The 14372-nt window shown below is 46.9% G+C and carries 17 protein-coding genes and 1 riboswitch; of the genes, 11 read left to right on the forward strand and 6 right to left on the reverse strand.

Features of this window, described 5'->3' with window-relative positions:
• A partial coding sequence (locus Q0R17_RS20105; protein WP_374759876.1) for a helix-turn-helix domain-containing protein occupies positions 1-155 on the reverse strand: 155 nt, incomplete at its 3' end.
• Positions 156-378: 223 nt separating this feature from the next.
• Between Q0R17_RS20105 and Q0R17_RS13200 the strand changes: the two genes are divergently transcribed.
• The 5 genes from Q0R17_RS13200 to Q0R17_RS13220 all read left to right on the forward strand — a co-directional run bounded on the left by Q0R17_RS13200 (position 379) and on the right by Q0R17_RS13220 (position 4483).
• Entirely contained in the window at positions 379-855 is a 477-nt protein-coding gene (locus Q0R17_RS13200; protein WP_293935757.1) for a hypothetical protein, read from the forward strand.
• A 139-nt stretch (positions 856-994) separates the two neighbouring features.
• Entirely contained in the window at positions 995-1477 is a 483-nt protein-coding gene (locus Q0R17_RS13205) for a hypothetical protein (protein ID WP_293935758.1), read from the forward strand.
• Entirely contained in the window at positions 1443-2396 is a 954-nt protein-coding gene (locus Q0R17_RS13210) for an ArsJ-associated glyceraldehyde-3-phosphate dehydrogenase (protein WP_293935759.1), read from the forward strand. Before Q0R17_RS13205 ends, Q0R17_RS13210 begins: the two co-directional genes overlap by 35 nt.
• Before the next feature lie 221 nt (positions 2397-2617).
• A complete protein-coding gene (arsJ, locus tag Q0R17_RS13215; RefSeq protein ID WP_293935760.1) occupies positions 2618-3808 on the forward strand; it encodes an organoarsenical effux MFS transporter ArsJ in 1191 nt (396 codons plus the stop codon).
• 99 nt (positions 3809-3907) lie between these two features.
• On the forward strand, positions 3908-4483 hold the full coding sequence (locus tag Q0R17_RS13220; RefSeq protein ID WP_293935761.1) for an HD domain-containing protein: 576 nt from the start codon (positions 3908-3910) through the stop codon (positions 4481-4483).
• 12 nt (positions 4484-4495) lie between these two features.
• Here the strand turns inward: Q0R17_RS13220 and Q0R17_RS13225 are convergent, their stop codons facing one another.
• The 3 genes from Q0R17_RS13225 to Q0R17_RS13235 form a co-directional block, all read right to left on the reverse strand.
• Positions 4496-5044, reverse strand: a complete 549-nt coding sequence (locus Q0R17_RS13225) for a hypothetical protein (protein WP_293935762.1) — start codon at positions 5042-5044, stop codon at positions 4496-4498.
• Positions 5045-5234: 190 nt separating this feature from the next.
• Complete coding sequence (locus Q0R17_RS13230) at positions 5235-5945, reverse strand: ABC transporter substrate-binding protein (RefSeq protein WP_293935763.1); 711 nt, start codon at positions 5943-5945, stop codon at positions 5235-5237.
• Positions 5946-6008: 63 nt separating this feature from the next.
• Entirely contained in the window at positions 6009-6632 is a 624-nt protein-coding gene (locus Q0R17_RS13235; RefSeq protein ID WP_293935764.1) for a trimeric intracellular cation channel family protein, read from the reverse strand.
• Between the two features lie 151 nt (positions 6633-6783).
• Between Q0R17_RS13235 and Q0R17_RS13240 the strand changes: the two genes are divergently transcribed.
• Positions 6784-7674 carry an HTH-type transcriptional regulator ArgP gene (locus Q0R17_RS13240; protein WP_293935765.1) on the forward strand — a complete coding sequence of 297 codons (891 nt, stop codon included), beginning with the start codon at positions 6784-6786 and terminating at the stop codon, positions 7672-7674.
• A 31-nt stretch (positions 7675-7705) separates the two neighbouring features.
• On the forward strand, positions 7706-8527 hold the full coding sequence (locus tag Q0R17_RS13245; protein ID WP_293935766.1) for an ABC transporter substrate-binding protein: 822 nt from the start codon (positions 7706-7708) through the stop codon (positions 8525-8527).
• A 72-nt stretch (positions 8528-8599) separates the two neighbouring features.
• Here the strand turns inward: Q0R17_RS13245 and Q0R17_RS13250 are convergent, their stop codons facing one another.
• Both Q0R17_RS13250 and ahcY read right to left on the reverse strand, forming a co-directional pair.
• On the reverse strand, positions 8600-9541 hold the full coding sequence (locus tag Q0R17_RS13250; protein ID WP_293935767.1) for a DUF4238 domain-containing protein: 942 nt from the start codon (positions 9539-9541) through the stop codon (positions 8600-8602).
• Between the two features lie 100 nt (positions 9542-9641).
• Positions 9642-11099 (reverse strand): adenosylhomocysteinase, encoded by a 1458-nt coding sequence (gene ahcY / locus Q0R17_RS13255; protein ID WP_374759875.1) that lies wholly within the window; start codon positions 11097-11099, stop codon positions 9642-9644.
• Between the two features lie 19 nt (positions 11100-11118).
• A riboswitch (S-adenosyl-L-homocysteine riboswitch) is annotated at positions 11119-11204 on the reverse strand.
• Between the two features lie 367 nt (positions 11205-11571).
• Between ahcY and Q0R17_RS13260 the strand changes: the two genes are divergently transcribed.
• The 4 genes from Q0R17_RS13260 to Q0R17_RS13275 form a co-directional block, all read left to right on the forward strand.
• On the forward strand, positions 11572-12846 hold the full coding sequence (locus tag Q0R17_RS13260; protein WP_293935769.1) for a COG3014 family protein: 1275 nt from the start codon (positions 11572-11574) through the stop codon (positions 12844-12846).
• A 105-nt stretch (positions 12847-12951) separates the two neighbouring features.
• Positions 12952-13350: a YcfL family protein gene (locus Q0R17_RS13265; RefSeq protein ID WP_293935770.1), complete on the forward strand. Its 399-nt coding sequence runs from the start codon at positions 12952-12954 to the stop codon at positions 13348-13350.
• A 26-nt stretch (positions 13351-13376) separates the two neighbouring features.
• Complete coding sequence (lpoB, locus tag Q0R17_RS13270) at positions 13377-13973, forward strand: penicillin-binding protein activator LpoB (protein ID WP_293935771.1); 597 nt, start codon at positions 13377-13379, stop codon at positions 13971-13973.
• Positions 13974-14213: 240 nt separating this feature from the next.
• On the forward strand, positions 14214-14372 hold a 159-nt coding region (locus Q0R17_RS13275; RefSeq protein ID WP_293935772.1), incomplete at its 3' end, for a transposase.

Genomic DNA, 14372 nt, shown 5'->3' on the forward strand with positions numbered 1-14372 from the left:
GCAATAACTAACTCGGCAGCGCGTGATGGATTGCGAGAGGCGTTTCGTACACTGCCTGGTGCAAGCCCCTTGTTTCGCGCCAGTTCAGTGAGTGAAGTGCCTTTTTTACGCACTGCGGCCTTAATGTCTTCTGGGTGCCAGTGTTTAGTCATCATCTCCTCCGTCCCCAATCCAGCCCTGCTAGGCTGGATTTTTTAGGGGGTTAATTCGTGCGTTTGTGTTTAACAGTTGTCAATTTACACCATGTAAAATTTAACATCAACGTTTACAACTAGTAAAGTGCGTATTTATCTTTAACTAGTTGTTTTTGTTGAGTTTACTTGGCACTACTTGTTTACAACTCAAGTTGACAACAAAGGGTGGTAGGTTTTTCTGCATATGATTAAAAATAAGTATTCAATTAATGAACTTTTAGGATTGAGTCTGCGCTGCCTTCCCGCAACAAGGCAGGGCATACATTTAAAATCTGAACGGGAGCATTGGCCTTATGTTGAGGTCCCAGGCAAAGGAGGCCCAGGTGGCGTTAGGCGCGAGTTTGAGGTGCCTAGCTATGTACTGAATGAAATTACTGAAATACTCACTGACCTAAGTAATGAAACAGAGAGAAGGGTGGCCCAGGCACCTAAAAATGTTATCCATATTCATAAAGGGCAAGTTATGGATGACACCCGCCTATTAGCACTTTGTGCAAGTGCCACAGACAAGATGAATGAAACTCACAAGCTAGGAATGACTTCAGAAAACAAGGGAGAATTAATCGCAATACTCTATAAATTTATGATGCTCAAACGCGGTCAGAGTGAAGTAGAGGCTGCGGATGATATTGAACAATTTCTTAATGTTTTCAAGAAGTAAGCATCAATGAGACTTGATATTTTTTAGCATTTTTAAATTGATAGGCGGCAATAACAAACTGCCTTCAATCGACTACAATTCCGCACTAAATTAAATCGCTGGCTATAACGTTTTGAAAAGAGAAGACCCTGAAGTACTAATGGCTCTCGCCGAGACTATTGGTGGGTTCCTTAAAGAAATTGAACGCCTCACACTGGCACTTGAGCAAGCACAACTGGCCCTAGAAAAGGCACAGAAACAGCTTGAGTATGAAACGCAAGGTAGTAACAAGACTCAGAGGAGGTCTTTACCCGCAAATGCCCCTGGCTTTGTAGAACGAGCCAAGTTTCAGTTAACCTTAATCAGAACAAAGGTTGCAGCCAATGATACGTGCTATGAGAAGCCAAAAAAAATAGCCATCTGGGAGAATGGCTATCATTTTGTGACTAAACCACAACCACGAATAAACAATACAGAATCAGTTCTGACCAATTTAAGCTCAAAAATTATCATTCTGTGCAAAACCTGCTTTCCCCGTATAAATACCACCAAAGCCGCTTGGATATTAGGTTTCACGCTATTTTTTTGTCTAGCTCCCCAATGTAGAAGTGAGTGGCACCCCACAGGGGTGGCCAGAGCTTGAGTTTGTGCAGATTAATGATCCGGCGGGGGACGCCGCCACACTGGCGCATTTGCTCAATTTTGATTCTGTACATGGCCGCTTTGCCCATGAGGCTTTAAGCGATGGCGATGATATTGTGATTGGCGGGCAGCGAATTAAAACCACTCGCAATCGCGCCATTAGCGACACCGACTGGTCGGGCTGCGATGTGGTGATTGAGGCCTCAGGCAAAATGCGTACTACCGCTTTGCTGCAAGCCTACTTAGAGCAAGGCGTAAAACGCGTGGTGGTGACCGCTCCGGTTAAAGAGGCAGGGGTGCTGAATGTGGTGGTGGGCGTAAACGATCATTTATACGATTCGGCCATCCACCGTATTGTGACTGCCGCCAGTTGCACCACCAATTGCTTGGCTCCTGTCGTAAAAGTGATTCATGAGCAGCTGGGCATTCGCCACGGCAGCATGACCACCATTCACGATTTAACCAACACCCAGACCATTATCGATGCGCCGCACAAAGATCTGCGCCGCGCTCGCGCTTGCGGCACCAGCCTGATCCCCACTTCAACTGGCTCGGCGACGGCGATTACGGAAATCTTCCCTGAGCTAAAAGGCCGCTTGAATGGCCACGCAGTACGCGTGCCACTGACCAATGCATCGCTCACCGATTGTGTGTTTGAGCTGGAACGCGCCACCACGGTTGAAGAAGTCAACGACCTGCTCAAAGCCGCATCCCAAACCTATCTGAAAGATATTCTGGGCTATGAAGAACGGCCGTTGGTATCGGTGGATTACCGAGGAGACGCCCGCTCATCCATCATCGACGCGCTCTCAACGATGGTGGTCAACGGCACGCAGCTGAAGCTTTACGCGTGGTACGACAATGAGTGGGGCTATGTAAACCGCACTATGGAGCTGGTGAGGAAGGTGGGATTGGCGTGATTCTAGTGAGTTAAATCTTAAACCACAGAAAACATAGAGAAGCACAGAGTTTCACAGAGATAAGGAAGACTGGTTTTTAGCTTTTCTCTGCGTCCTTTGTGTCCTCGTTTTTCTCTGTGGTTCAAGGTTTAGCGCTAGTTCACCCTCATCTGAGGGGCCTTGTGACTTTAGTTGCTGCATCTGGGGGACACCCTCGTAAGTACTTATTTATTTGGAACACTATGCTCTCCCCCCAAATCCGCCAATATCTCATCATCACCGGTAATTACTGGGCGTTTACCCTGACGGATGGGGCGCTTAGGATGTTGGTGGTGCTGCATTTTCATCAGCTGGGTTTTTCGCCGCTGAGCCTTGCCATGTTGTTTTTGTTTTATGAGATTTTTGGCGTGATCACTAATCTGGTTGGTGGCTGGTTGGGGGCGCGGATTGGCTTAAATAAAACCATGAATATCGGCTTGGCCTTGCAAGTGCTGGCTTTACTCGTACTCACCGTTCCTGCTGGCATGTTAACGGTGGCTTGGGTGATGGCAGCGCAAGCGCTATCTGGCATCGCTAAAGATTTAAATAAAATGAGCGCTAAAAGCAGTATTAAAGCGCTGCTGCCTAAAGGCGAGGAAGGGCGGCTCTATCAATGGGTGGCGCTGTTAACCGGCTCTAAAAATGCTTTAAAAGGCGTAGGATTTTTTCTGGGCGGCGTTTTGCTTTCTGCGCTGGGGTTTACGGGGGCAATCTGGCTACTGGCCTCGGCATTGTGTTTGGTTTGGCTGGCCAGCATGTTGTGTTTAAAACAAGATTTAGGTAAGGCCAAAAACAAGCCTAAATTTGCGGATATTTTTTCTAAAAGCAGGCCGGTGAATGTGCTATCGCTGGCGCGTTTGTTCTTATTTGGCGCGCGTGATGTGTGGTTTGTGGTGGCGCTACCGGTGTATATGGCAACGCGCTTGGGCTGGAGCGATTGGAGCATAGGTGCCTTTTTTGCGGCATGGGTGATCGCCTATGGTATCGTGCAATCCCTCGCTCCGCGACTCACTGGCAAGCATCCAGACGGCAAATCGGCACTGCGCTGGGCGCTGCCGCTGGCGATGATCCCCGCTGCCATCGCGCTGGGACTCTCAGAGCCTCGTGTTTTGCTGCTGGGGCTGGCGGTATTTGGCGTGCTATTTGCAATTAACTCATCCCTGCATAGCTATTTGATCGTGAGTTACGCCAAGGAAGACGGCGCATCGCTGGATGTGGGCTTTTACTATATGGCTAATGCCATGGGGCGGCTGATTAGCACGGTTTTATCCGGCTGGGTTTACCAAAGCGCGGGCCTTACGGCTTGTTTGTGGATCTCGGCCGCCTTTGTGGCGCTGGCCGCGTTGATCTCGCTGGCCCTACCTACTGCCCTTGCAACGGGACAAAAAATGTAGGGTGGGCACGATTTTGTGTCCACGCGTGCCAGCCCTGCACGTGAGCATACAAAGCACGCCCACCCTAGCACCACAGGCTTTTTTAAAAGGACAATAATCATGCAAGAAATAGAGCAGGTACTGGCTTTTATTATTGAAATTGAAAAACTAAAAAACGTCATTAGAAAAACTAAACCAGTGGGGCTGGATCGTTATGAAAACGCTGCCGAGCATAGCTGGCATGTTTGTCTGGCGGCTTTAATGCTTAAAGATTATGCCAATGAGGCTATTAATATTGATCGGGTGATTAAGATGCTGCTCATTCACGATCTGGGCGAAATTGATGCGGGTGACACCATCATTTATGCCAGTGAAACGCCAGAAATTAAACGCGCTGAAGCCAATGGAATAAAGAGATTGCTGGCTTTATTGCCAGAGGGCTGTGGGGACGAGTATTTACAGCTTTGGTATGAGTTTGAGGCGGGCGAGAGTGCGGATGCTAAATATGCCAAAGCGATAGATCGCGTTCCGCCACTGCTACATAATTTACATGGCAATGGCCACAGCTGGAGTGCGCATCAGGTATCAAAAGACAGAGTATTTGCAGTGAATAGCCGCATCAGCCAAGGCAGTGTGCCGCTTTGGCAGGTGTTGGAAACGAAGCTACATGGAGCAGTAGCCAGCGGTATTTTATAGCTTGGGTATGGCTTACCACTGGCAGCCCTTATCGCTAACCGTATCGTGCAATAACATAGGAATCGCCAATAAACCCATCTGGCTGTAAGCGTTTTTGCAATCGCCACGTACCGCCTTATCTAGCTCTTTTGCCAGTACGGTGCGATGCTCTTTTGGAGGCGGAGCAAGGTTTGGTATGGTTTTTTTATCAAAGCCTTTGGGTAGGGTGGCCACAGTGCTGGCGGGGCTGCTTAAGGCGCTGTCTAAATCGCCAATTACGGTTTCTGTGCTTGAATGAATTTGGGGCTGGGGCACACTTTGGGGTGTGTTTAGGCTTGGCTGCTGTGCTATTGCGCTGTGGCTGGGCAAAGCAATTTGTTTGGGGCTTTTCAGTAGCGCTGGTTTTGGTGCTGTGGTGGGTGCTACAGGCTCAATAGGGCGGGGGAGGATTTTTAATAGCGTGACTTCCACGCTGGGCGTATCCACTGGGATATAGCGCGACGCGGGAAAATAAAGCGCAAATAAGCCTAGATGCAGCAGTAGGGCAAGCAATAAGCTAAATAGGCGAATCGATATTTTCATCAGCAGGCAGGGCACAAAAAAGTTGATTGTGCCAGCTGCTTAAGAGAAGTAAATCAATATTTGTGTAAATCATTGTCATTGATTTGTCAGGAAATTAAGCCGAGAAGCGGTGTATTTAGCTCAAAGGCGGGCGAAATGGGGAGGCTGCGTTTGGGGGAAGAGCGCTGATGCAAGAGCTAAGTATCTTCGTTTAATCGTTTTGATGAGGGGGTTTACGTATGGTTTTGAGCGCCTCATTGAATCGCAGCAAGAACGCGTGGGATTGGGGCTGGTTTTTTTTGACCATTAGCCGTAAGGCTACTTTTTCTACGATTCCACCGCTGGCAACAGGTGTTTTTTTTAGTCCAGCGACTTGGGCAATGGCTTCGTTGCCTTGTATTTGATCGGTCAGAATAAAATCGGCTTTGTCTTCCGCAATGAGCCGGATGCAAGAGCTCATATCATAGGGGCGGATCATCTGAAACAAGCCCTTATTGACCATCCACTCAACTTCCTTCAAAAATGCCCAGCCCAAAGGATGGCAGTAGCGTTTACCTTGCAGGCTATTGAGCTGGGTTCCGTCTAGCTGGCTGCCAGGCAGGGCAAAGACTTTTATTTCAAGGATAAAAAGAGGATCTGAAAACTCGAATAATTCCCGTCGTTCTGGGGTGCTGATATAGGGAAAAGTGGCAAGATACTCGCCTTTTAGTGTTGATTGGTAGCCATTAGTCCAAGGCCGCCAGTCTAGCTGGTAAGGCAGGTTCGCATTATTCATGACTTGTTTAACAAGGCTAACGGCAAGCCCTCCATCGGGGAGCGATGTGTCGGTAAAGGGCGGGTAATTTGGGCCGGTAACCAGTTTGGCTGGCTGGGCTAGGGCCAGCCCGCTTAGGCAGCTCAGCAGAATCAACCATCTTGGCATGATGTATTCCCTTAGATTAAATGCGTGCATTTATCTTAGCCAAGGGGAATAGATTTTGTGCGGCTAATCAAAGCCGCGAATATGTTCGCCGCGCAAAACCGGTAGCTGCCAGCGTAAGCGCATGGCCAATAGCCTAAAGCTAAAGCCCGCGATCAAGGCGATCAGCGAGGCGGGGCCAGCTTCTAAGCCTAAGTAGTGCAGCAAGATATATAAAGCCCCCGTAGCCAGTGACACGCTAGCGTAAATTTCGCGGCTTAACACCATCGGTACCTGATTACACAGCACGTCTCTAAGCAGGCCACCAAATACACCGGTTACCATGCCCGCCATAATGGCAATGCCTGGGTGAACGCCTGTTTCCATGCCGATATTGCAGCCAATAATGGTGAATGCCACTAAGCCGAGTGCATCTACGACTAAAAATAAGCGGCGTAAATGGTGTAAATGGCTGGCAATTAAGGCGGTAATGATTGCCGCGCCTATCGTAAACAGTAGATATTGCGGGTGGGCTACCCAGCCTAGTGGATAGTGGCCCAGTAGCATATCGCGGGCTGTGCCTCCGCCCAATGCCGTGACCGTGCCAATAAAACAAATACCGAATAAATCCATATTTCTGCGCATGCCCATCAGTGCACCGGACATGGCTTCGGCGGTGATAGCAATTAAATAAATAGTGTAAAGCAGCATTGCTAACTTCTTTAAGGAGAGGGTGAATGAGCGTGTTCTATAGGTTGATAAATTAATAAATAGCATTATCTAGTGTGTTTTAGATGTATTGAATAAAATTTAATATTTATAAGGTATGCTTAAAAATTCTTAATATGTAAAAGATGCACTGGTGAATTTAGATCCTAAGCAAACTGAGGCGCTACGCGCAGTGGTTGAAACTGGCAGCTTTGAGCAGGCCGCCCAGCGCTTGCATTTAACGGCTTCGGCGGTTTCGCAGCGGGTGCGTGCGCTAGAAAGTAAGCTAGGCAACCCCTTGGTGGTGCGCAGCCGCCCGGCCCGCGCCACACCCGTTGGCCAACGGCTTTTGCAGTATTTGCGCCGTGTAATGCAGCTAGAGGCGGATCTGGCGACTGATTTAGCGGTAGAGAATTATTCTCCCCTATCGCTCACCATTGCGCTGAATGCCGATACCCTAGGGACTTGGTTTTTCCCTGCTTTGGCGCAGGCCTTGGTCAATGAAGAGGTATTGATTGATTTAACCGTGGAAGATCAAGATTACACCTATGCACTGCTTGAATCCGGCATGGCAATAGGCTGCATAGGTAGCGAAGAAAAACCTATGAAAGGCTGTTTTGCCGAGCCACTTGGTGTGATGCGCTATCGGCTGATTGCGAGCAAAAGTTTTTGTGCGCGCTGGTTTGCTCAGGGGCTAAACCGTAACGATGCAAGGCGAGCACCCGTGGTGGCGTATTCGCATAAAGACACCTTGCAAGCCAGCTTTTTAGAAGCCCATTTTGGCTTATTAGCGGATGCCTATCCCTGCCACTATGTACCCGGTACCGAGCCGCATCTGGCTGCCATTCGCCATGGTTTGGGCTACGGTATGGTTCCTGAGTTATTGCTGGGAAATGGGCTGGAAGACCTAGTTGATTTAGCGCCTGATTTTCCTTGTGATGTAAGGCTATTTTGGCACTCTTGGAAGGTACAATCGCCTAGGATGGAAGCGCTGTCTCAGCAGATTATTGGCGCAGCAAGAAGTGTTTTGGTACATGGGTTTTAGTATGAATTATTAAATAAATAGCAGTATGTTTGTGATCTATATTGCAGAGAACGCTCCCTTATGCTGGGCGTTACTGAAGGGGAAACCTATGCGATATAGCGGATTGATACTTGCTGGCCTTGCCTGGTTTTTTGGATCATCTATCGCTATGGCAGCTCCCCTTGAGTTGGTTACATTGCAATACCCCCCTTATCAGTATGAAGAAAATGGTGAAACTAAAGGTTTTGTGGTTGAAATTGTAAAAGAAGCGTTTCGTCGTTTACAACAGCCCATAAAAATCACCCTGATGCCTTGGACTCGCTCAATAAAAATGATTGAAGACGGCACGGCCGATGCCATTTTTACGGCATATAAAACGCCGGAAAGAGAGCTGTTTGCAGATTATTCAAAAGAAGTACTGATGCCACAGACGGTTTCATTATTTGTTTTAAAAGATTCAACGATTAAATTTGATGGTGATTTATATAAGTTGGCTCATTATAGTTTTGGTGTAGTAAGTAAAGTCAGCTACGGCGATATTTTTGATAATGCAGTTAAAAACAAAATTATTAAAACACCTGATATCACTTATACCGGCGAGCAAAATATAGAAAAACTATTAGCAGGGCGTTTTGATGTCTTGGTAAGCAATAAATATGGCGCACTGGATATTTTAAAACGTAAAGGCGTGATGGATAAGGTCAGCGAGCTTGCCCCAGAAGTGCAAGCCATTCCTAGCTTTATGGCTTTTTCTAAAAAAAGAAACCTAAGCCAGTTGCGGGATCGGTTTGATGAAGTTTTATTGACTATGAAAAAAGATGGTAGCTATGAAAGAATTGTAGCCAGCCAAAGTAATGTGAATTTAAAAAAATAAAAACTGTAGTGCGTAGTTAGTATATCTTATGGTTATTTGTATCTGTGAAGAAATATCTGTCCAAGTCTAGAATTATATATCATGAAGTAGGCGACTCCCTTCAGAGATTGTTTCTTTATTATTTAAATAAAAAAAATCAATGTCTGGTGTGTACAATTGTTTTTTTGCATGTGCAATAGCCTGTCTATTGAAAAAAGCAACCAGCTGCTTTGTAGCATTGACTGTTGCCCCTGATTTTTCATTGAATTCGCCGATTAATGCGAGACTTTTTGAAAGTGGAAAGTAAACTTGAGTTCCTTTGAGCCCAAAGCCAGGAGCGCTGCGGTAAAAAGGTGGGATTGATTCTGGATTTGCCCATATTAGGCTAACTGGGTTGTCTGTTGTAATAAATGGCCCAGATTCTAGAGTAGATTTTAAAAGTAGCCAATTTCGGTTATGTAGACAAGGTAAAATAGCATCTATTCCAACAAATTCCATTTGGATGTAGCTCTCATTTTGGAAGCTTAATGTATAGCCTTTATTTTCATGCAGATTCTTTACGTCCTCATAAGATGTTTTTTTTGTGTAAAATGTTTCCCTTTCTTTTATTTTGTTAATTTGATTCTCATATTGCTCTTTTGAAGAGAGCGTAATATCCAGCATCCTTTCTAAAATTTTAGATCTGAATTTATCAAATTGAGCTCGTTTATGTGGTGAGCGTAAAGTAAAAAGAGCCATCATATATAGAATAATATTTTTATTTTTTCCTTCAAATATTGGACATAGGGCTAGCTCTCTCATTGCTACGGCAGCTTCAGATTCAAACTCTGAAATTAAGTATTCTAATGTGTTAGGGTCATAGTCATCTATCGTGATTTTATTGAAATCTTTTGAAGATCCGACGTTTTGTGGTGTTGTTTTAAAGGTTCTTTTTTCTTTGATATCGATGCAGATCAGTTGTGATTTTTTTGCTTCATTCTTTGTGAATCCTCTCAGGTAGCATTGTGAGAGGTAATGGTGACGGCGAGCAATCATCGTTTTGGCCATTTTCAAGTGGTGTTTTAATTAATAATAAGGAATTGGTAGCTAAAACGGGAGACTCAAGAGCCTCCCGTTTCCTCTCTATTTCAAACCATTAATACCGATAATGCGCTGGCTTATAAGGCCCTTGTTTAGGCACATCAATATAGGCAGATTGCTCATCGGTGAGCACAGTTAAAGCCGCGCCAATTTTACTGAGGTGCAGGCGGGCGACCATTTCATCTAGATGCTTGGGCAGCACATACACGCCGACGGGATATTGCTCGGTTTTGGTAAATAACTCGATTTGCGCTAGCACTTGGTTGGTAAATGAGTTTGACATCACAAAGCTTGGGTGGCCAGTAGCGCAGCCCAAATTCACCAAGCGGCCTTCGGCCAGCAAGATAATGCGTTTGCCATCGGGGAAAATAATGTGATCCACCTGCGGCTTGACGTTTTCCCACTCGTATTGCCTTAAGGATGCCACTTGGATCTCGCTATCGAAGTGGCCAATATTGCAGACGATGGCGTTATTGCGCATCTTTTGCATATGTTCATGGGTAATCACCCCCACATTGCCGGTGGTGGTCACAAAAATATCCGCCTGATCGCAGATGCTATCCATCGTCACCACACGGTAGCCTTCCATGGCCGCTTGCAGCGCGCAAATTGGATCGATCTCGGTGACATAAACGATGGCACCTAGCCCACGCAAGCTTTGGGCGCAGCCCTTGCCCACATCGCCATAGCCCAGCACCACGGCGGCTTTGCCGGCGATCATTACATCGGTGGCGCGTTTAATCCCATCCACCAAGGATTCGCGGCAGCCGTAAAGGTTATCAAATTTAGATTTGGTGACCGCGTCGTTTACATTAATTGCTGGGAAGGATAAGCGGCCTTCGCTGTGCATCTTGTATAAGCGATGCACGCCGGTGGTGGTTTCCTCCGTTACGCCTTTGATATGTTTTAGGCGAGTGGAATACCACGTTGGATCTTTGGCGAGCTTGGCTTTAATGGCGGCAAATAGTACGACCTCTTCTTCGTTAGCGGGGGCTGAAATCACCGCTAAATCGGCTTCAGCTAGCGCACCAAGGTGCAGCAAGGTAGTGGCATCGCCGCCGTCGTCCAAAATCATATTGGCGTATTTATGATTGGAAAAATCAAAAATACGGTGGGTGAAATCCCAGTATTCTTCTAGCGTTTCGCCCTTATGGGCAAATACCGCTGTGCCTGCAGCGGCAATCGCTGCGGCGGCATGATCTTGGGTAGAGAAAATATTGCACGATACCCAGCGCACCTCGGCCCCCAGTGCTTGTAGGGCTTCGATCAGCACGGCGGTTTGGATGGTCATATGGATGGAGCCCGCAATTCGCGCTCCTTTGAGCGGCTGCGCGGCAGCATATTCGGTGCGCACCGACATCAGGCCGGGCATTTCGGTTTCTGCAATGCGAATCTCTTTACGCCCCCAATCGGCTAAGGACAGATCGGCGACTTTAAAATCAGCGTTTGCTAAATCAAGATGAGCCACAGTGTTATTCCTATCTGTAGCCGAGCATGCATCACCTGTGCGCATGCCGTGCCCGGCACGGTTTATCAGGAGAACGCGGTTTGCCTGAAGTCGAATTCGAGCCTAGCTCTTAGCAGATCATGGCCAAGAGTCGCAGCGCTCCTCGAATACGCTTTCAGTATAGTCTGAAGAATCTTGTTTTTGCCTGATTGCAGATGAGGTTTGGCTTACATGCAATGGGAGGGAGGTGGGGGATTAATCATATTATTTAGGGCTGAACCACGATGTTTGTGAACCTCTTTATCGTTCCGATCTCAAAGCCTGTGCTTTAATATGAGATGGTTTAAATTGAGCGTAATTAATTGTGCATTTGTTTTGCTGAACATATGGCTAACATCGGTTACAAAGTTAAGTTTCCAACGTGGTAAATTCATTCACTATATTCAATCAGCATTATGTAACCGAGGCCGTTGCCCGAATGAAATGTGTAAAAGCCATTTGCGTCATGACTGCTTTGCTTTTAAGCGGCTGCGGATCTATGCGAAGTTACCAGGCCGAATCGCAGGGGGCGATTGATTTTGCCAAGGCGGGCAAGCCAGACAACGCTTTGGCGGTATTGGAAGCCAATAATAGCGATAAAGACTTGTTGTACTACTTAGAAAAAGGCCAGCTATTACAGCTTAAAAATGATCTGCCAGCCAGCACCAACGCGTGGTTAAAGGCTGATGCAAAAATCCATGATTGGGAAGAGCTCGCTAAATACTCGCCAGATAAATTACTAGGGGATGTGGGCAGCTTTTTAATCAACGATAAAACTCGCCGCTACGATGGCTACGATTATGAAAAAGTGCTGCTCTCCACCCTGTTAGCCGTGAATCACGCGGCGGCAGGCGATTGGAATAATGCGCGGGTAGAGATCAAAAAAACTCATGAACGTGAGGCGATTATTGCTGAGTTTCGCTCGCGTACCTATGAAAAAGATGAAGAAGAAGCGAGGGCTAAGGGGGTAAAAACTACCTTTAAAGATTTAAAAGGTTACCCCGTAGAAACGCTCGATGATCCAGAAGTATTGGCCTTAAAAAATAGCTATCAAAACGCCTTTAGCCATTATTTAGCGGCCTTTGTTTATGAGGCTTTAGGCGAAAAAAGCCTCGCCGCGCCAGGCTATCGCAAAGCCATTGAGCTCAAGCCCAATAGCAAAGTCCTAGAAGATGGCCTGCTGCAGCTCGATAGCAAAACGTCTAAGCGCGGCATGACCGATGTACTGTTTGTGCTGAGCTCTGGCTTAGCGCCCGCCCGCAAATCGATCTCGGTACCGCTGCCGATTTACCGCACGGGCTTTACGGCGGTGTCGTTTCCGGTGATTCGTGCGGATAACAGTTTTGCACCGGCGCAATTAAAGCTCGATGGCCGCGCCTTGGGTGTGAGCACTATCACCAGCGTGGATGCGATGAGCCGCCGCGCTTTACGTGATGAAATGCCAGGCATTATTTTGCGCACCACGGTGCGAGCGGTAAGCCGAGCCGTGGCCCAAAAGCAATTCAGTGATCGGGATAATAATGCGAGCGCTATTGCAGGTTTGATACTGGGCTTGGTTACGGTCGTTACAGAGCAGGCTGACGAGCGCACTTGGAGCACCTTACCCGCACAAATTGCCATTGTGCGGGCGTCTTTACCGGCGGGTATGCACAAACTATTAGTGCCAACGGCGCAAGGGCAAGAGGCTTTTGAATTAAAAGTGGCGGGGGCATATCAAATCGTGCCGATTCGGGTGATGGGTAATCAGGTTTATTTTGGGCAATCGGCATTGTAGAGGGGGCATGGTGTTGATACCCACGCAGAAAAGGGCTTAAGCCAAAATTTTGAGTTTTAAGAACGATGTTGCTGCTATTTAAATCCGTTAAATAAAGGAATAACCATGAAAAAGTATCTTGCCCGTGGCGTGTTATTGGCCGCCGTATTGGGATGCTCTGCGCTAGTACAGGCTGCTCCTCTTTCCCTAGCGGATAAGGTAGAGCAGTTGGGCGAAATGAAGTATTTAAAGCTCAATGGCGGACAAATGCTGCAACGCAATGGCTTATTGGCTGTGCAGTTAGAAATACAGAATCAAGATAAGGGCGATCAACAGCTTTATTATCGCTTTCGCTGGCTTGATAACGCAGGCTTTGCCGTGGGGGGGGAGGAGGGCTGGAGGCCGATGAAGTTTATTGGCTTGCAAAAGCAAACCATTCATTCAATTGCCCCTGTTACAGAGGCGGTTGATTTTAGAATGGAAGTCAATAGCCCCGAAAACACCGGCGCTCCAACGGCTAAGTGAGCCCCCCATAACCAAGGAATCATGAAATGAAAACGATGAAACGATTTACCAAACTCAGTGCCGTGCTTGCAACCATCTTACTAATTGGTGGCTGCGCTTCTAGCTCAACGCCTACGGTAGGTGGTGGCGATGTGGTATATGGCGATAGCAAGGCTGTAGAAACAGTGAGCAATGAATTTGGCTCCACCGATTTGCAAATGATTGCCGAAGCGATGGCGCGCTCTTTAATGCAGCATCCATCTATGGCGAGCCGCCCATTTATTGTGGTATCTGAGGTTAAAAATAAAACGTCTGAATACATTGATACGCGCAATATCACCAATAGTATGAAAACGCAGTTGATGAAATCCGGCGCTAAGTTTGTGACCGATAGCAGCACGATGGATGCACAGGTTGAAGAATTAAAAAAACAAAATGAAACAGGGCTTTATAAAAATAAAGCCAAGCTTGGCCAAATGAAAGGTGCTAAGTATTTGCTAACGGGTGAAATTACTTCAATTGTGAAAAAGAACTCTAATACTAAAGACGTATTTTATAAATTCACCCTTATTCTGAAAAATATCGAAGAGGGCGTGGATGAATGGCAGGACGAAAAAGAGATTCGTAAAACGTCTAAGCGTTAATAGATAGAGTGTTAGGGGCGCTGCTTGTTGCGCCCTTGCTGGGTAAGGCGCAGCAAGCCGTGCCCCTACGATATATGGTGTGGAGTAAAAAAAAGCCCAACGTCCCTTATAGGATTGCTGGGCTTTTTTGTGCTCAGAATTACATTACGTTTCCTGATTATGTCTCTTGCTCAGGATCCCTTGATTTAGCCATTCGCGCGGCGTAAAGTGAACGAACGTTCTTCTTTGCGGAGGTGGATCATGCCCATCAATGGCATCCAGATGCAAAAAGGCTTGTCTTTGCCTGAGTTCATCCAGTTGTACGGCACAGAGCAACAGTGCGAAGCCGCATTGCAAAAAGCGCGCTGGCCACAAGGGTTTCGCTGCCCAAAATGTCATGGACAAAATGCCAGCACATTT

This window comes from Iodobacter sp. (assembly GCF_025352645.1).
In the GTDB taxonomy this organism is placed as follows: domain Bacteria; phylum Pseudomonadota; class Gammaproteobacteria; order Burkholderiales; family Chitinibacteraceae; genus Iodobacter.